Annotated in this window: 16 protein-coding genes; 6 read left to right on the plus strand and 10 right to left on the minus strand. The window is 64.6% G+C overall.

The window, feature by feature from the left end:
• Nucleotides 1-218 precede the first annotated feature (218 nt).
• Nucleotides 219-713 (plus strand): peptidoglycan-binding protein LysM, encoded by a 495-nt coding sequence (gene lysM / locus AWB81_RS08535; RefSeq protein WP_062634140.1) that lies wholly within the window; start codon nucleotides 219-221, stop codon nucleotides 711-713.
• 58 nt (nucleotides 714-771) lie between these two features.
• Here lysM and AWB81_RS08540 read toward each other — a convergent pair whose 3' ends face one another.
• The 6 genes from AWB81_RS08540 to AWB81_RS08565 form a co-directional block, all read right to left on the minus strand.
• Nucleotides 772-1,779 (minus strand): asparaginase, encoded by a 1,008-nt coding sequence (locus tag AWB81_RS08540; protein ID WP_062634142.1) that lies wholly within the window; start codon nucleotides 1,777-1,779, stop codon nucleotides 772-774.
• Nucleotides 1,780-1,809: 30 nt separating this feature from the next.
• Complete coding sequence (locus tag AWB81_RS08545; protein WP_062634144.1) at nucleotides 1,810-2,736, minus strand: CysB family HTH-type transcriptional regulator; 927 nt, start codon at nucleotides 2,734-2,736, stop codon at nucleotides 1,810-1,812.
• A gap of 21 nt (nucleotides 2,737-2,757) precedes the next feature.
• Nucleotides 2,758-3,816, minus strand: a complete 1,059-nt coding sequence (locus AWB81_RS08550; protein ID WP_062634146.1) for a sulfate/molybdate ABC transporter ATP-binding protein — start codon at nucleotides 3,814-3,816, stop codon at nucleotides 2,758-2,760.
• Between the two features lie 16 nt (nucleotides 3,817-3,832).
• On the minus strand, nucleotides 3,833-4,765 hold the full coding sequence (gene cysW, locus AWB81_RS08555; RefSeq protein ID WP_062634148.1) for a sulfate ABC transporter permease subunit CysW: 933 nt from the start codon (nucleotides 4,763-4,765) through the stop codon (nucleotides 3,833-3,835).
• Entirely contained in the window at nucleotides 4,762-5,652 is an 891-nt protein-coding gene (gene cysT / locus AWB81_RS08560) for a sulfate ABC transporter permease subunit CysT (RefSeq protein ID WP_062634150.1), read from the minus strand. Before cysT ends, cysW begins: the two co-directional genes overlap by 4 nt.
• A gap of 135 nt (nucleotides 5,653-5,787) precedes the next feature.
• Nucleotides 5,788-6,825: a sulfate ABC transporter substrate-binding protein gene (locus AWB81_RS08565; protein WP_062634152.1), complete on the minus strand. Its 1,038-nt coding sequence runs from the start codon at nucleotides 6,823-6,825 to the stop codon at nucleotides 5,788-5,790.
• Nucleotides 6,826-7,084: 259 nt separating this feature from the next.
• Here AWB81_RS08565 and lexA point away from each other — a divergent pair, with 259 nt between their 5' ends.
• From lexA to AWB81_RS08580, 3 genes are all read left to right on the plus strand, one after another.
• The gene (gene lexA, locus AWB81_RS08570; protein ID WP_062634154.1) at nucleotides 7,085-7,744 is read left to right on the plus strand and encodes a transcriptional repressor LexA; all 660 of its coding nucleotides are present in this window, start codon (nucleotides 7,085-7,087) and stop codon (nucleotides 7,742-7,744) included.
• Between the two features lie 102 nt (nucleotides 7,745-7,846).
• Complete coding sequence (locus AWB81_RS08575; protein WP_062634156.1) at nucleotides 7,847-8,173, plus strand: hypothetical protein; 327 nt, start codon at nucleotides 7,847-7,849, stop codon at nucleotides 8,171-8,173.
• A 105-nt stretch (nucleotides 8,174-8,278) separates the two neighbouring features.
• Nucleotides 8,279-8,872 carry a DUF2939 domain-containing protein gene (locus AWB81_RS08580; RefSeq protein ID WP_062634158.1) on the plus strand — a complete coding sequence of 198 codons (594 nt, stop codon included), beginning with the start codon at nucleotides 8,279-8,281 and terminating at the stop codon, nucleotides 8,870-8,872.
• 15 nt (nucleotides 8,873-8,887) lie between these two features.
• Here the strand turns inward: AWB81_RS08580 and AWB81_RS08585 are convergent, their stop codons facing one another.
• Nucleotides 8,888-9,397 carry a universal stress protein gene (locus AWB81_RS08585; protein WP_062634160.1) on the minus strand — a complete coding sequence of 170 codons (510 nt, stop codon included), beginning with the start codon at nucleotides 9,395-9,397 and terminating at the stop codon, nucleotides 8,888-8,890.
• 361 nt (nucleotides 9,398-9,758) lie between these two features.
• Between AWB81_RS08585 and nodI the strand changes: the two genes are divergently transcribed.
• Together nodI and nodJ are read left to right on the plus strand one after the other, a co-directional pair.
• On the plus strand, nucleotides 9,759-10,730 hold the full coding sequence (gene nodI, locus AWB81_RS08590) for a nodulation factor ABC transporter ATP-binding protein NodI (protein WP_087134863.1): 972 nt from the start codon (nucleotides 9,759-9,761) through the stop codon (nucleotides 10,728-10,730).
• 44 nt (nucleotides 10,731-10,774) lie between these two features.
• Nucleotides 10,775-11,596 carry a nodulation factor ABC transporter permease subunit NodJ gene (nodJ, locus tag AWB81_RS08595; RefSeq protein WP_062634210.1) on the plus strand — a complete coding sequence of 274 codons (822 nt, stop codon included), beginning with the start codon at nucleotides 10,775-10,777 and terminating at the stop codon, nucleotides 11,594-11,596.
• A 193-nt stretch (nucleotides 11,597-11,789) separates the two neighbouring features.
• On the opposite strand, the gene gnd is transcribed toward nodJ, so the two are convergent.
• The 3 genes from gnd to AWB81_RS08610 all read right to left on the minus strand — a co-directional run bounded on the left by gnd (nucleotide 11,790) and on the right by AWB81_RS08610 (nucleotide 16,165).
• On the minus strand, nucleotides 11,790-12,770 hold the full coding sequence (gnd, locus tag AWB81_RS08600; protein ID WP_062634162.1) for a phosphogluconate dehydrogenase (NAD(+)-dependent, decarboxylating): 981 nt from the start codon (nucleotides 12,768-12,770) through the stop codon (nucleotides 11,790-11,792).
• A gap of 6 nt (nucleotides 12,771-12,776) precedes the next feature.
• The gene (tkt, locus tag AWB81_RS08605; protein ID WP_062634164.1) at nucleotides 12,777-14,882 is read right to left on the minus strand and encodes a transketolase; all 2,106 of its coding nucleotides are present in this window, start codon (nucleotides 14,880-14,882) and stop codon (nucleotides 12,777-12,779) included.
• A gap of 230 nt (nucleotides 14,883-15,112) precedes the next feature.
• Complete coding sequence (locus tag AWB81_RS08610) at nucleotides 15,113-16,165, minus strand: NADP(H)-dependent aldo-keto reductase (protein WP_062634166.1); 1,053 nt, start codon at nucleotides 16,163-16,165, stop codon at nucleotides 15,113-15,115.
• Nucleotides 16,166-16,305 lie beyond the last annotated feature (140 nt).

Below are 16,305 nucleotides of genomic sequence, written 5' to 3' on the forward strand. Positions count from 1 at the left end.
TTGCTTCGAAGTTTCTTGCTTGAACCGGGCTGGCCCGGTCGTTGCGTCAGGTGCATGTCACACGCATGTCACCTTTTCGCTGCGGCCGCGTCAGCTTTTTTGTTTTCACGACTCCTGCTGACGATTCTCAGAACTATCTGGTGGCACGCGCGACTAATTTGCCTAGACTTCGCGAGCGGTCCAACCGTGGTTAATGTCGTCACTTAAGGAGTTGAACAATGGGTATTCTCAGTTTTATCAAGGAAGCGGGCGAGAAGCTGTTCGGGGCGGTGTCCACGCCGGCTGCGGCTGCGCCCGCCGCCGCTCCCGTCGATGTCGCGGAACTCAACAAGAAGGCCGGCGACGCGATCGCCACCTACATCCGCTCGCAGGGCCTGAACGCCGACAACCTGCAGGTCGCGTACGATGGCGCGTCGCATACGGTGACGGTATCGGGCGAAGCGGCCGATCAGGCGACCAGGGAAAAGATCCTGGTCGCGGCCGGCAACGTGCAACACGTCGACAAGGTCGACGACAAGCTGACGGTGCCGAATCCGGCGCCCGAATCGCAATTCCATACAGTGGTGTCGGGCGACAACCTGTGGAAGATCGCCGAGAAGTACTACGGCAGCGGCGCGAAGAACGACCTCATCTTCGAGGCGAACAAGCCGATGCTGAAGAGCCCGGACAAGATCTATCCGGGACAGGTATTGCGCATCCCTGCCGCTGCCTGAAAGAACCTTCCGGTAAAAAAACGCGAACCTGGGTTCGCGTTTTTTTCGTCCATTCGCATCAGTATGTATCGAATAGCTGCTGGATTGCAGCGGGGTCGGCGATGCCCGCCGCAAGCGCGAGCATCAGCAGCACGCGCGCCTTGTACGGATTGAGCGTGCCGGCGCTCACCGAGCCGAGCGCATCGTCGGAGGCCGCGCCGTTGCGCATCACGTGCCCGGAGCCGACACGCGACGAACGCACCACCGCGACGCCCTTCTTCGCTGCGTCCGCGAGCGCCTGCGCCAGGCTCGCGTGGATCGAGCCGTTGCCCGTTCCCGCGATCACCAAGCCCCTGACGCCCGTCGCGACGAACGCGTCGATTGCCGCACGCGAAGCGCCCGCGTAGCTCGCGACGATCTCGACCGCAGGCAGCGCGTTACTCAGATCGAACTGGCTTTGCGATGTATGGCGGCGCAAGGCCGCGCGCTGAAACTCGACGCGCCCGTCCTGCACCCAGCCGAGCGCGCCGATTTCCGGCGAGCGGAACGCATCGACGGCGTAGGTGCTGGTCTTGGTGACATCGCGCGCGCAATGGATCTGGTTGTTGAACGCGACGAGTACGCCCTGCTTCGCCGCGCTCGCGTGCGCGGCCACCGTCACGGCGTTCAGGAGGTTCAGGGGTCCATCGGCGGAGAGAGCGCTCGACGGGCGCATCGCGGCGGTCAGCACGACGGGTTTGTCGCTCTTGACCGTCAGATGCAGCAGGTAGGCGGTTTCCTCGAGCGTGTCGGTGCCATGCGTGACGACGACACCATCGATGTCGTCGTTTGCAAGCAGCTCGTTGATGCGCGCCGCAAGCGTCACCCACAGGGCGATGCTCATGTCCTTGCTGTCGATGCTCGCAACCTGCTCCGCGTGGATGCGCGCAACTTGCGAGAGCGCGGGGACGGCTTCCAGCAGCTTGTCCACGCCGACGACGCCCGCTTTATAGCCCGCGGTTTTCGACGCATCGCCTGCCTGGCCCGCGATGGTGCCGCCGGTCGCCAGCACGGCGATACGCGGCAGGGTGTTGTTCGAGGTAGTCATGCCGCGATTTTACACAGGCGCCACCGGCCTTCAGGCCACTTCCCGCAACTGGCTGGCGATTTCAGCTTCGTCCAGTTGTGGCGCGAACATCTCGATCAACCGGTACGCATATGCGCGCAGAAAAGCGCCCTTCCTCAATCCGACCCGCGTCGTGCTGGCTTCGAACAGATGCTGCGTGTCGAGCGCGACGAGTTCGGTATCGCGCTTCGCGTCGTAGGCCATCGCCGCGACGATCCCGATCCCCATCCCGAGTTCCACATAGGTCTTGATGACATCGGCATCGATTGCCGTCAGCACCACGTCGGGCATCGCGCCCGCCTTGGCGAACGCCTGGTCGACGTGCGAGCGGCCGGTGAAGTCGTTGTCGTAAGTGACGATCGGATACTCGGCGATCTCCTCCAGCGTGATGTTCTCGCGCCCGACGAGCGGATGATCCTTCGGCACGACCACCACGTGATGCCACGAATAGCACGGAAACGTGACGATGTCGGGATAGCGGTCGAGCGCCTCGGTCGAGATGCCGATGTCCGCTTCGCCATTGATGATCATTTGCGCGATCTGCTGCGGGCTGCCCTGGCGCAGTGCGAGATGCACCTTCGGGAAGACCTCGGTGAACTGCCGGATCACCTTCGGCAAGGCGTAGCGCGCCTGCGTGTGCGTGGTCGCGACGACCAGATGCCCGTTGTCCTGATCCGCGAACTGGCGCGCGACGCGTCGCAGGTTCTCGGCATCGAGCAGCATCCGCTCGATCAGCTGATGCACCGCCTTGCCCGGCTCGGTGAGCCCCGTCAGCCGCTTGCCGCGCCGGATGAAGATATCGACGCCGAGTTCGTCCTCGAGATCCTTGATCTGCTTCGACACGCCCGACTGCGACGTGTAGAGCACATTGGCGACCTCGGTCAGGTTCATGTTCTGGCGCACCGCCTCGCGCACGAAGCGCAGTTGCTGGAAGTTCATGTCAGCCTCTCTTGTTGGATGTCATTGCGCCGGGAACACACGCAGAACGCGCGGCACGGCCGTCACGCCATCGCCGATGTTCAGGTTCAGTTCGCGCCACGTCTCGCGGTCGAGTTCCGCTTCGAGCACGTTGCCCTCGCTGCCTTCCAGCTCGATGCGCACGGAGCCGCCGAGCGTCACGACCCGCCGCACGTCGACGACGATGCCGTCGCGATGCCCGGACTGCGTCGGATAGAGCGTGAGATCGTGCGGTCGCACATAAGCGAGCGCCGGGCCGGCGAAGTTCGCTTCGGCGGCGATTGGCTGGGCGGCGCCCTGCGCGATGAACCCGCTTGCATCGACATTGCCCTTCAGCCGGTTGGCCGCACCGAGGAACTCGTAGACGAACGACGTCTGCGGATGATCATAGACGTCCTGCGGGCTGCCGACCTGCTCGACATGCCCGCGATTCAGCACGACGATCCGATCCGCCACTTCGAGTGCTTCTTCCTGATCGTGCGTCACGAAGATCGTCGAGATATGCAGGTCGTCGTGCAGGCGCCGCAGCCAGGTGCGCAATTCCTTGCGCACTTTGGCGTCGAGCGCGCCGAACGGTTCGTCGAGCAGCAGAACCTTCGGCTCGACGGCGAGCGCGCGGGCAAGCGCGATGCGCTGCCGCTGGCCGCCCGAGAGCTCCGACGGAAAGCGCTCGGCGAGCCAGTCGAGCTGGACGAGCTTGAGAAGTTCATGCACCTTCTCGCGGATCACGGCTTCAGTCGGCCGCTCGCGGCGCGGCTTCACACGAAGCCCGAACGCGACGTTCTCGAACACCGTCATGTGACGGAAGAGCGCGTAATGCTGGAACACGAAGCCGACCTGGCGCTCGCGCGCGCCGACTTCCGCGACGTCCTCGCCATGCAGCACGACCTGGCCGGCGTCGGCATATTCGAGGCCCGCGATCACGCGCAGGAGCGTGGTCTTGCCGCAGCCCGACGGCCCGAGCAGCGCGACCAGTTCGCCCGCCGGAAAGTCGAGCGTGACGTTGTCGAGCGCGGTGAAGTCGCCGAAGCGCTTGTGCAGATTGCGAACGATGATGCTCATCTTGGTTCTCGTGCCTTCAGTTCTGGATGGACGTGACAGGCGCCTCATGCGGCAGGTCCTGCGTCTTCGCGATCGATTGCGACATGCGGCGCTCGGCCAGCAGCTTGAGCGCGAGCGTGACGAGCGCGAGCAGCGCGAGCAGCGACGCCACCGCGAATGCCGCCGAAAAGTTGTATTCGTTGTAGAGGATCTCGACGTGCAGCGGCATGGTGTCGGTCTGTCCGCGGATGTGGCCCGAAACCACCGAGACCGCGCCGAACTCGCCCATCGCCCGCGCATTGCAGAGAATCACGCCGTAGAGCAGACCCCACTTCACGTTCGGCAGCGTCACGCGGCGGAAGATCTGCCAGCCCGATGCGCCCAGTACGTGCGCCGCCTCTTCCTCGTCGTTGCCTTGCGCCTGCATCAGCGGAATCAGTTCGCGCGCGACGAACGGGAACGTGACGAAGATCGTCGCGAGCACGATGCCGGGCACGGCGAAGATGATCTGCACGTCGTGCGCGATGAGCCACGGGCCGAACCAGCCCTGCGCGCCGAACATCAGCACGTAGATCAGCCCCGAAATGACAGGCGAAACCGAAAACGGCAAGTCGATGAGGGTCGTGAGCAGCGCCTTGCCGCGGAACTCGAACTTCGCGATCGCCCACGAGGCCGCGAGCCCGAACACGACGTTCAGCGGCACGGCGATCGCGGCGGTAAGCAGCGTCAGCTTGATCGCGGACCACGCGTCCGGGTCCTTCAGCGACTCGAAGTAGTAGTCGACGCCCTTGCTGAACGCCTGCACGAACACGGCGGCGAGCGGCACGACGAGAAAGAGCGCGAGGAAGATCAGCGCGATGGTCGTGAGCGCGTAGCGCACCGCGCGCGATTCGGTGACCGGATCGAGCTTGTGTTCGACGACCCGAGATTGTGCGCCCACCGATACGGCTTTCTGGCTGGGCGTGCTCATGGCTTGCTCCCTTGCACGTGCAGCGATCCGGCGATGGCTGGCACTGTGCCCGTCTTGCTGGTACGCCGCTGCAGGAACCACTGCAGCGTGTTGATGAGGAGCAGCATCAGGAACGAGACGCACAGCATCACGACGGCAAGCGACGTCGCGCCCGCGTAGTCGTACTGTTCGAGCTTGGTGATGATGAGGAGCGACGTGATCTCGGACTTCATCGGCACGTTGCCCGCGATAAAGATCACCGAGCCGTATTCGCCGAGCGCGCGCGCGAACGCGAGCGCGAAGCCCGTGAGCAGCGCGGGAAGGAGCGACGGCAGCACGACACGCCTGAACGTCAGCCAGCGCGTCGCGCCGAGGCACGCGGCCGCTTCTTCCTGCTCGCGCTCGAAGTCCTCGAGCACCGGCTGCACCGTGCGCACGACGAACGGCAGTCCGATGAAGGTCAGCGCGACCAGCACGCCGAGCGGCGTGAACGCAACCTTGATCCCGAGCGGCGCGAGATACTGGCCGATCCAGCCGTTACTTGCATAGACGGCGGCGAGCGAAATGCCCGCGACCGACGTAGGCAGCGCGAACGGCAGATCGACGACTGCATCGACGACGCGCTTGAACGGAAACGTGTAGCGCACGAGCACCCACGCAACCAGAAAGCCGAACACGGCGTTGATGAGCGCGCCGCCGAGCGCAGCCGAAAAGGTCAGCCGATATGAGGCCAGCACGCGCGGCGACGTGACCGCGCGCACGAACTGCGCCCAGTCGAGCGTGGCGGTCTTGGCGAAGGTGGCCGCGAGCGGAATCAGCACCACGAGGCTCAGATAAGCCACCGTGATGCCGAGTGTCAGCCCGAAGCCGGGCAGCGCGCTCGGCTTGCGGAAAGTGAAAGTCATCATCCTTGATTCGTCCTGTTCCAGCGCGCCGGGGTATGGCGCATTGCCTGCTTGTGTTTATACGCGGTCGTCATGTGCGCCGCTTGGATGCTTCTTTAGATGATGCAAGGGCGCCGCGTGTGCGGCGCCCTCTACTTCTTACTGCGGCTGATAGATCGAGTCGAACACGCCGCCATCGGCGAAATGCGTCTTCTGGGCTTTCGTCCAGCCGCCGAACGTATCGTCGACGGTGTAGAGCTTGAGCTTCGGGAACTGCTTCGTCAGCGCGGCGGGCACCTTTGTGGAGCGCGGACGATAGAAGTTGCGCGCCGCGATCTCCTGCCCTTCGTCGCTGTACAGATACTTCAGATACGCTTCGGCCAGCTTGCGCGTGCCGTGCTTGTCGACGACCTTGTCGACTACGGCGACCGGTGGCTCCGCCAGAATGCTGACCGACGGCGCCACAATCTCGAACTTGTCCGCGCCGAATTCCTTCAGCGAGAGAAACGCCTCGTTCTCCCACGCGATCAGCACGTCGCCCTGGCCGCGTTGCACGAAACTCGTCGTGGCACCGCGCGCGCCCGAATCGAGCACGCCCGCATTCTTGTAGAGCTTCGTCACGAAATCCTTCGCGGTCTGCTCGTTGCCACCCGGCTGGTGCTGCGCGTAGGCCCACGCCGCGAGATAGTTCCAGCGCGCGCCGCCCGACGTCTTCGGATTCGGCGTCACGATCGACACACCGGGCTTCGCCAGGTCGTTCCAGTCCTTGATCTGCTTCGGATTGCCCTTTCTCACGAGGAACACGATCGTCGATGTGTACGGCGACGCGTTGTCCGGCAAGCGCTTCTGCCAGCCCTGATCGATCAGTCCCTTGCCCGCGAGCGCATCGATGTCATAGGCGAGCGCGAGCGTCACGACGTCCGCCTGCAAGCCGTCGAGCACCGCGCGAGCCTGGCCGCCCGAGCCGCCGTGCGACTGCTTGAACGTCACCGATTCGCCCGTCTCCGCCTTCCACTTCTTCGCGAATGCCTGATTGAAGTCCTGATACAGCTCGCGCGTCGGATCGTAGGACACGTTGAGAAACGCCGTGTCCGCGTGTGCCTGCCCGACCGCGCCGAAGCCCGCCGCTGCGCCCAGCAGGAGCACCGCAAGAAGCCCGCGCGTGCGCGCGCCCAAACCCGAATTCCGACTATGCATTCCCCGTTCTCCGTCTTATTGAGTTGACGAAGGCAGTCTATCGGGCGGGCTTCATTATTAAAAATAATCGTTCTTCATTTTTTAAGATGTAAAAGTGCTAAAGAGCGGACGACGGCGCACTTTCGCGTCCCGACCTGCTCAATCGCAGGCCGAATGGCCAATCGACGGGCGAACTTAAAGTAAACCTTGAAAAGTGCGAAATACTGTATAAAAATACAGTCACCTGTCCATCCATACAGTCCGCCGAGGGGCCGAGCAAGTGAACAAAACAAGCAAACTAACCGCGCGGCAGCAGCAGGTGTTCGAACTGATCCAGCGCGCCATCGAGCGCACCGGTTTTCCGCCCACGCGTGCCGAGATCGCCGCCGAGCTCGGTTTTTCGTCTGCCAATTCGGCGGAGGAGCATCTGCGGGCGCTCGCGCGCAAAGGCGTGATCGAACTGGCGGCGGGCGCGTCGCGCGGCATCCGGCTCGTCCCCAGCCTCGAAGACTCGCCGCATCAGTTTACGCTGCCGCACCAGAGCATCATGCAGTTGTCGCTGCCGCTCGTCGGACGTGTCGCCGCCGGTAGCCCGATTCTCGCGCAGGAGCACATCTCCCAGCACTATTCGTTCGACCCGGCGCTCTTTTCCAGCAAGCCCGACTACCTGCTCAAAGTGCGCGGACTCTCGATGCGCGACGCCGGCATTTTCGACGGCGACCTGCTCGCTGTGCAGAAGAAAAGCGAAGCGAAGGACGGGCAGATCGTGGTCGCCCGTATCGGCGACGACGTCACCGTGAAGCGCTGGAAGCGACATCGCGACGGTGTCGAACTGATTGCCGAGAATCCGGATTACGAAAACATCTTCGTGAAGTCGGGCAGCGCGGAATTCGCGCTCGAGGGCATCGCGGTCGGCCTGATCCGCTCGGGCGAGTTCTGAGCGCGTAGTCCGGCGGGGCCCGTCCCCTCCTCCATCAACAAGATCTGACGGCCGCCGCATACGCGGCGAGTCGCGGTGCGTCCTATCGCCTGGAGAAACATCATGGAACGTTTTGCCCGTTTGCTGCCTTTCCGCCAGTTCGGTCGTCTGCGGTATCTGCGCTCCCTGATCTCCTGCAAGGCGCCGCACGCGGACACCGCGCCCGGACTCTTCGACGAGATGCCCGCGTTGCCGTCGCGCCAGCCGGCGTTCGCGCGCGTGTCGCTGAACGCTTCGGTGCATCACGAGGCCGAGCGCCGCGCACCGGTGCGCGTCTATCGGGACGAGTCGCGCGTAATCATGGTTGGAAACATCGACGAAGTGTCGCGGATGATCGACCGCTGCATCGATGAGGAACGCGCCGGCATCGCGGGCGGGCTCTTCGCCTGACGGCGGATTTGCGTAGCGTTGGCGTCCGAGACTGCAGTTCCGGGATAAATCCTGCGTTCGCGCGGTCCATTAGCAGACTCAACGTTACGCAAGGTGTCCAATCGTATGACCCGCACTACCAAGTCTGTCATTGTCACGCTCGTCGTGCTCGTTATCGTTGCTGCGCTCGGATTCGTCTATGCGTCGCCCTATATCGCGCTGGATCGGCTCAAACGCGCAGCCGACGCGCGCGACGCTCAAACGGTGAACGAATACGTCGATTTCCCGGCGCTGCGCGAAAGCCTGAAACTGCAGGTGGCGGAACTGCTCACACGGCGTGTCGACATCCAGAAGAGCGGCAATCCGCTTGCGGTCATCGGCGCGATGATCGGCGCCGCGCTCGTCGGCCCGCTCGTCGACTCGTATGCGACGCCGGACGGCGTCGCCGCGATTCTCAACGGCATTCCGCCGCGCGGGAATCCGGGCGAACGTCCACCCGCGCCGGCGGCGACAAATCCGGGCCCGGACAGCACGTCGGCCGGAAGCGGAGCCGCGCCCGCGGCACCGAAGCCGCCGCCGCAGACCACGGCCGGTTATCGAAGCTTCGACACCTTCGTGGTCACTTACCAGCACGGCGCGGGCGATGCCCGCTATTCCGCGATCTTCCATCGCAGCGGGCTCGTGACCTGGAAACTGGTCGCGGTGGACCTGAACGGCTGAACGGCCGGGCGGCGCCTATGCGCTGACCTCGCTCTTGACCGGCTTGGCTGCGTAGGCCGCGTCCTCTTCGGCTTCGGCCGATTCACCCGCCGGGCACACGGCCACGAGGATGCTGCACGACACGCGGTCGAGCAGGGGCGTGTTGCCCGCGCCCATCCACCAGCGCGCGAGGCCGTTGCGGCAGCGATGCCCGACCACCACGAGGTCCACTTTCAGCTTCTCCGCGAGGTTGGCGATCTCGTCAATCGGATGGCCGAACGCAAAATGCCCTTGCGCCTGCAGGCCGCGCTCGGTCAGCCAGTCGACGCCTTCCTGCAGGATGTCGCGCGCGGCATCCTCGAACCGTCCGCAGGCCATGTCGGTGAGCAGGCCTGCGCTCTGCGCGATCGACGAGCGCATGTCGACCACCGCGAGCACGTGGGTCTCGGCCTTCAGGTCGAGCGCGAGGTTGGCGCCGTGCCGCAACGCCTTGCGGCCTTCGCGGGTGCCGTCGTAGCACAAGAGGATTTTCTGATAGCTCGCCATGATGGATCTCCCTGACCGCATGAGGTTCGGTGCTGTCTGCATGATGGTGCGTCGCAACGCTCGCGGCAACGATGGAAAACGCTAACGCGCAGCGCCAATGGGTAAGCACGGAAAGCGCCTCCCAAGCTCGCATCGTGCCAGCAACGCGCGAGCCTCACCGGCCAAGGCGCTGGTCTTTTCGGCCGGCATTCGAGCCTGCGTTGCAACGCCTTCGCGCACCGGACGCGGGCGCGGACGGTGCACAGGCGGGATCGAGCGCCGCAATGGTGCAATGGATTACACTAGCCGGCTCGGCTTTCCGGCGGATGCTTCACAGACCGACGACGGATGCGAAGCGCCTGTTCGCCTGCCCATTTCGACCATGACAGCTTTGGAACCCTTAACGATTTCATCGAGCGCATCGAGCGACGGCACGCACCCGGCGCCCCGCGCGATCGACTTCACCGATGTCAGGAAGTGCTACGGAAACAAGACCGTCGTCGACGGCCTGTCGTTTCACGTCGAGCCGGGCGAATGCTTTGGCCTGCTCGGCCCGAACGGCGCGGGCAAGACGACGACGCTCAAGATGCTGCTCGGCATCACCTCGCCCGATGCGGGTGCGATCCGGCTCGTCGGCGAGCCGATTCCCGCGCGCGCCCGCTTCGCCCGGCGGCGCGTGGGCGTGGTGCCGCAGTTCGACAACCTCGATCCCGACTTCACCGTCCGCGAAAACCTGCTGGTGTTCGGACGCTACTTCGGCATGAAGCACGCGCAGATCTCGGCGCTCGTGCCGTCGCTGCTCGAATTCGCCAAGCTTGAAGCCAAGGCGGACGCGCGGGTCGTCGAGCTGTCCGGCGGCATGAAGCGGCGGCTGACGCTTGCGCGCGCGCTCGTCAACGATCCCGACGTGCTCGTGATGGACGAACCGACCACGGGCCTCGATCCGCAGGCGCGCCACATGATCTGGGAGCGGCTGCGCTCTCTCTTGTCGCGCGGCAAGACCATTCTTCTCACTACGCACTTCATGGAGGAAGCCGAGCGGCTGTGCGACCGGCTCTGCGTGATCGAGGAAGGCCGCAAGATCGCCGAGGGCCGGCCGCACGAACTGATCGAATCGGTGATCGGCTGCGACGTGATCGAGATCTACGGTCCCGATCCGCTCGCCCTGCGCGATGAACTCGCGCCGTTCGTCGGGCGCATGGAAGTGAGCGGCGAGACGCTCTTCTGCTACGTCGACGATCCTCAAGCCGTGCATCAGCGCGTCAAAGGGCGCGCGGGCGTGCGCTATCTGCACCGGCCGGCGAATCTCGAAGATGTATTCCTGCGCCTGACCGGGCGCGAGATGGTGGATTGACCGGCTGGATTGACGATCACATGAACACTTACGACCCGTCGCGCATGGCGGCAAAGCGCAACCAGACCGGACACGCAGGCGAGAACGCCCGCCCGCAGGCGATGCCTTCCAGCGCCACCAACTGGATCGCGGTCTGGCGGCGCAACTATCTGGTGTGGAAGAAGCTCGCGATTGCGTCGATGTTCGGCAATCTCGCCGATCCGATGATCTACCTGTTCGGCCTCGGGCTGGGTCTCGGCCTGATGGTCGGCCGGGTCGACGGCGTTTCGTATATCGCGTTCCTCGCGGCGGGCACGGTGGCGTCGAGCGTGATGATGTCGGCGAGTTTCGAGTCGATGTATTCGGGCTTTTCGCGCATGCACGTGCAGCGCACGTGGGAGGCGATCATGCACACGCCGCTCACGCTCGGCGACATCGTGCTCGGCGAGATCATCTGGGCGGCGAGCAAGTCGGTGCTGTCGGGTGTCGCGATCATGCTGGTGGCGGCGGTGTTCGGCTACGCGAGCTTTCCGTCGATGCTGATCGCGCTGCCGGTTATCGTGCTGACGGGCCTCGCGTTCGCGAGCAGCACGATGATCGTGACTGCGCTCGCGCCGAACTACGACTTCTTCATGTTCTACCAGACGCTCGCCCTCACGCCGATGCTGCTGCTCTCCGGCGTATTCTTTCCGATCACGCAATTGCCCGCGGCCGCGCAGCACATCACGCTGCTGCTGCCGCTGTCGCATGCGGTCGAACTGATCCGGCCGGCGATGCTCGGGCGTCCGGTCGAGGACGTCGCGTTGCATGTCGGCGTGCTGCTCGTGTACGCGATCGTGCCGTTTTTCGTGTGCGCGGTGCTGTTTCGGCGGCGGATGATGAAGTGATCAGCATGAGGCGTGACAGCCACGCGAACGAAAACCGCTCACGCGACACCTGGTTGATCCCGACGACGCTCCGAAGATCACCGACGAATGGTCCCGTGGTTTGAGCCGAGTGCGATTCGACTGCACGCGTCAAAGCAAGAACGGGCCGCAACACCCACGCGGCCCGTCTCCAATTCCACCTGCATCGAACCCATCACTTCACCGGGAACTCCTTGTGCCCGCCGAACCCGAAGCGCATCGCGGAGAGCAGCCGTTCCGGGAACGCCTCGGCATCGCGCGACTTGAAGCGCGTATATAGCGCCGCCGACAACACCTGCGCGGGCACCGCTTCCTCGATGGCCGCCTCGATTGTCCAGCGCCCTTCCCCGCTGTCCGCGACTTCAGTCGAGAAGTGATCGAGCGAGCCGTCCTGCGCGAGCGCGCCCGCCGTCAGGTCCAGCAGCCACGACGACACCACGCTGCCGCGTCGCCACACCTCGGCGACATCCGCGAGATCGATGTCATAGCGCTGTTCGGGCGGCAGGTCCGGCGACGCCTTGTGCTTGAGGATATGGAACCCTTCGGCATAGGCCTGCATCAGCCCGTACTCGATGCCGTTGTGCACCATCTTCACAAAATGCCCCGACCCGACCGGCCCGGTATGCATGTACCCCTGCTCGACCCGCGGATCGCGTCCTTCGCGCCCGGGCGTCAGCGGAATGTCGCCGCGATGTGGCGCGAGCACCGAAAGAATCGGATCGATGCGCCGCACGGCCTCTTCCTCGCCGCCGATCATCATGCAGTAGCCCCGCTCCAGGCCCCACACGCCGCCTGACGTCCCCACATCGACGTAATGCACGCCCAGCTCGCGAAACTGCGCCGCGCGCCGGATGTCGTCCTTGTAGAAACTGTTGCCGCCGTCGATCACCACGTCGTCCGCGCCGAGCAGATTGTGCAGGTCGTTTAACGTATCTTCGGTGATCTTGCCGGCCGGCAACATCAGCCAGATCACGCGCGGCACGGCGAGTTTGCCTACGAGATCCCCAAGATCGCCTGCGCCCGTCGCGCCTTCCGCGGCAAGCGCCTGCGTCGCGTCGGGATTGTGATCGTAGACTACGCAGCTATGGCCGCCGCGCATCAGCCGTCGCCCGATGTTGCCGCCCATCCGTCCCAGCCCCACGATGCCGATCTGCATGATGGCTCACTCCTTGCCGTTCTTGCCGCTGGATTTGACCCGCTCGATCTGCTTCTTCGCTTCCTCGTAGACGCGCGCCGGCGTGAAGCCGAACTTGGTCTGCAACGCCTTCAGCGGCGCCGACGCCCCGAAAGTGTGCATCACGATCTGCGACCCGAGTCGGCCGGTGTAGCGATCCCAGCCGAGCGTCGCCGCCTGCTCGACCGCGACGCGCGCATTCACGTCGGGCGGCAGCACCGAGTCCTTGTACGCCTGATCCTGCTTCTCAAAGATGTCCCACGAAGGCATCGACACCACGCGCGCCGCGATGCCTTCGCCCGCGAGCTTCTCGTAGGCTTCGACGCACAGCGACACTTCGCTGCCCGTCGCGAGCAGCAGCACTTCGGGCTGCTTGCCGGCGGGCGCGTCGGCGAGCACGTAGGCTCCGCGCCTGACGCCTTCGGCCGACCCGTATTTCTTGCGGTCGAAGGTCGGCAGCGGCTGGCGCGTCACGACAATGCACGACGGCTCATGCGACTGCGACAGCGCGACGCGCCACGCCTCGCTCACTTCATTGGCGTCGCCCGGACGCAGCATGGTGAGGCCCGGCACGCCGCGTAGCGACGCAAGCTGTTCGATCGGCTGGTGCGTCGGGCCGTCCTCGCCGACGCCGATCGAGTCGTGCGTGAACACGTAGATGACCGGCACTTCCATGATCGCGGAGAGGCGGATCGGCGGCTTCATGTAGTCACTGAAAATCAGGAACGTGGAAGCGTAGGGCCGCATGTCAGAGAGCGCGAGGCCGTTGGCGACCGCGCCCATGCCGTGCTCGCGGATGCCGAAGTGCAGGTTTCTGCCGCCGTAGCTGTCGTGTTCGAAGCTGCCGGCGCCCTCGAACTTGAGATTGGTTTTCGTCGATGGCGACAGGTCGGCCGCGCCGCCGATCATCCACGGAATGCGCTGCGCGATTGCGTTGAGCACCTTGCCCGACGATTCGCGCGTGGCGATGCCCTTCGCGTCCGGCTCGAAGACCGGGATGTCGGCGTCCCAGCCTTCGGGCAGCTTCGACTCGCGCATCAGGCTGAACTGCTTCGCGAGATCGGGATATTGCTTGCCGAAGTCGTTGAAGCGCTTTTCCCATTCGTCGCGCGCCTGTTTGCCGCGCGCGCCCATCACTTCGGCGAAACGCTCCTTCACGCCCTCGGGCACGAGGAAATGCGCGTCTTCCGGCCAGCCGTAGGCGCGTTTCGCGAGCTTGACCTCTTCCACGCCAAGCGCCTCGCCGTGCGCGGACGCCGTGTCCTGCTTGTTCGGCGCGCCCCACCCGATGATGCTCTTCACTACGATCAGCGTCGGCCGGTCGGTCGTGGCCTTCGCCTTGTTGATCGCGGCTTCGAGCGCGGCCTCGTCGTTGGCGTCGTCGACGTGCATCGTATTCCAGTTGTAGCCCTTGAAGCGCGATTCGACGTCGTCGCTGTACGCGAGGTCCGTATGACCCTCGATCGTGATGCGATTGCTGTCGTAGATCCAGATCAGGTTCGATAGCCGTAGGTGGCCCGCGAGCGACGCCGCCTCATGCGACACGCCTTCCATCATGTCGCCGTCGCCGCAGAGCGCGTAGACGCGATAGTCGAATAGTGCGTTGTCCGGCTGGTTGAAGTGCGCCTCGCGCCAGCGCGCGGCCATCGCCATGCCGACGCTGTTGCCGAGTCCCTGGCCGAGCGGCCCGGTCGTGGTCTCGACGCCCGTCGTCATGCGGTACTCGGGGTGGCCCGGCGTATTGCTGTCGAGCTGCCGGAACTGCTTGATGTCGTCGAGTGAGACGGCGGGCGCGCCGGTCGGCTTGCCGTCCTTGCCAAGCGCCTTTACGCCCGCGAGATGCAGGAGCGAATAGAGCAGCATCGATGCGTGCCCGACCGAGAGCACGAAGCGGTCGCGGTTGGGCCACAGCGGATCGTCCGGGTCGTAGCGCAGATGGTTCTGCCACAGGTGGTAGGCGACGGGCGCAAGGGCCATCGGCGTGCCCGGGTGGCCGGAGTTGGCCTTCTGCACGGCGTCCATCGACAGCGTGCGGATCGTGTTGATGCAGAGTTGATCCAGTTCGGCGGGGGACTTCGCGGAGGGTTGTGACATGAGCGACGACTCCTTGGAAAGAGCGCGCGCTGAGGCACGACAGGCGCCACAGCGGGCAACCAGGACAATCGAGCAAGTGTAGTGCCTCGCAGTCGGCACTGCACCGGAAAACGTCGGGCGCCTTGCCGCAAAAGGGTTTGCGGCGGATCAGGCGAGTCTTGCGCGGAGCTGTTGCGTGGACCGCGCGGAGGGTCGGATCGACAATCCGGCCGCCGTGCGGTCCATGATACTCAAGGTGCCGGATTCGGCTGCTGTTCGTGCAGCGCATCGATTTCGGCAAGTATTTCATCGGACAGTTTCACGGCGATGCTGTCGATATTCTCTTTCAGCTGAGCGAGCGTGGTCGCGCCGATCAGCGTGCTCGTCGTGAAGGGCCGGCTGTTCACGAACGCGAGCGCGAGCTGCGCCGGCGACAATCCGTGACGCCGCGCGAGCGCACTGTAGCGGTCGATGGCTGCGATCGCCTGCGGCTTGCTGTAGCGCTGGAAGCGCTCGAAGAGCGTGATGCGCGCGCCGTCCGGCCGCGCGCCGCCCTCGTACTTGCCGGTCAGCCAGCCGAACGCGAGCGGCGAATACGCGAGCAGGCCGACTGCTTCCTTGTGCGTGAACTCCGACAGCCCGGCTTCGAACGTGCGGTTCACGAGGCTGTACGGATTCTGGATGCTGACGATGCGCGGCAGCCCGTGCTTTTCAGCGGCGATCAGGAACTGGGCGACGCCCCACGGCGTCTCGTTCGAAACGCCCAGATGGCGGATTTTGCCGGCTTTCACGAGATCGCCGAGCGCGGCGAGCGTTTCGTCGATCGGCACCGTGTATTCGTCGTCGAGGTACGGATACGACGGGCGCCCGAAGGTCATGGTGCTGCGGTCGGGCCAGTGCAGCTGGTACAGGTCGATGTAGTCGGTCTGCAGGCGCTTCAGGCTGCCGTCGACGGCTTCGGTCAGGTTCGCGCGGTCGAACTGGTTGCCCGCGCCGCGAATGTGACGCGGATTGTGCGGCTGGCGCGCCGGGCCCGCGATCTTCGTCGCGAGCACGATCTTGTCGCGCTTGCCGCGATTCGCGCCGAGCCACGTGCCGATGTACTGCTCGGTGCGGCCCTGCGTCTCGGGACGCGGCGGCACGGGATACATTTCGGCGGCATCGATCAGGTTGACGCCCTGGCCGAGCGCGCAATCGATCTGCGCGTGCGCCTCGCTTTCGGTGTTCTGCTCGCCCCAGGTCATCGTGCCGAGACCGATCAGGCTCACGTCGATGCCGCTTGCGCCGAGTTTCCGATACTCCATTGCTTTCCCTTCCTTGTGTTCGTTGCCGGAATGACTGGTCAAACGCCGAAACTACCATAGCCACGCCGGCTCTGCTTCGACGCTAGAATGGCAGCCGGCCGCGCGACGGGGGTTTCTTGCATATCTCTTGCAATTGGCTT

This window comes from Caballeronia arationis, from assembly GCF_001544975.2.
Lineage (GTDB): Bacteria > Pseudomonadota > Gammaproteobacteria > Burkholderiales > Burkholderiaceae > Caballeronia > Caballeronia arationis.

Excerpts from the sequence above, each read along its gene's own strand:
- lysM (WP_062634140.1), top strand. The coding sequence starts at position 219 with ATGGGTATTCTCAGTTTTATCAAGGAAGCGGGCGAGAAGCTGTTCGGG.
- AWB81_RS08540 (WP_062634142.1), bottom strand. The coding sequence starts at position 1,779 with ATGACTACCTCGAACAACACCCTGCCGCGTATCGCCGTGCTGGCGACC.
- AWB81_RS08545 (WP_062634144.1), bottom strand. The coding sequence starts at position 2,736 with ATGAACTTCCAGCAACTGCGCTTCGTGCGCGAGGCGGTGCGCCAGAAC.
- AWB81_RS08550 (WP_062634146.1), bottom strand. The coding sequence starts at position 3,816 with ATGAGCATCATCGTTCGCAATCTGCACAAGCGCTTCGGCGACTTCACC.
- cysW (WP_062634148.1), bottom strand. The coding sequence starts at position 4,765 with ATGAGCACGCCCAGCCAGAAAGCCGTATCGGTGGGCGCACAATCTCGG.
- cysT (WP_062634150.1), bottom strand. The coding sequence starts at position 5,652 with ATGATGACTTTCACTTTCCGCAAGCCGAGCGCGCTGCCCGGCTTCGGG.
- AWB81_RS08565 (WP_062634152.1), bottom strand. The coding sequence starts at position 6,825 with ATGCATAGTCGGAATTCGGGTTTGGGCGCGCGCACGCGCGGGCTTCTT.
- AWB81_RS08575 (WP_062634156.1), top strand. The coding sequence starts at position 7,847 with ATGGAACGTTTTGCCCGTTTGCTGCCTTTCCGCCAGTTCGGTCGTCTG.
- AWB81_RS08580 (WP_062634158.1), top strand. The coding sequence starts at position 8,279 with ATGACCCGCACTACCAAGTCTGTCATTGTCACGCTCGTCGTGCTCGTT.
- AWB81_RS08585 (WP_062634160.1), bottom strand. The coding sequence starts at position 9,397 with ATGGCGAGCTATCAGAAAATCCTCTTGTGCTACGACGGCACCCGCGAA.
- nodI (WP_087134863.1), top strand. The coding sequence starts at position 9,759 with ATGACAGCTTTGGAACCCTTAACGATTTCATCGAGCGCATCGAGCGAC.
- nodJ (WP_062634210.1), top strand. The coding sequence starts at position 10,775 with ATGGCGGCAAAGCGCAACCAGACCGGACACGCAGGCGAGAACGCCCGC.
- gnd (WP_062634162.1), bottom strand. The coding sequence starts at position 12,770 with ATGCAGATCGGCATCGTGGGGCTGGGACGGATGGGCGGCAACATCGGG.
- tkt (WP_062634164.1), bottom strand. The coding sequence starts at position 14,882 with ATGTCACAACCCTCCGCGAAGTCCCCCGCCGAACTGGATCAACTCTGC.
- AWB81_RS08610 (WP_062634166.1), bottom strand. The coding sequence starts at position 16,165 with ATGGAGTATCGGAAACTCGGCGCAAGCGGCATCGACGTGAGCCTGATC.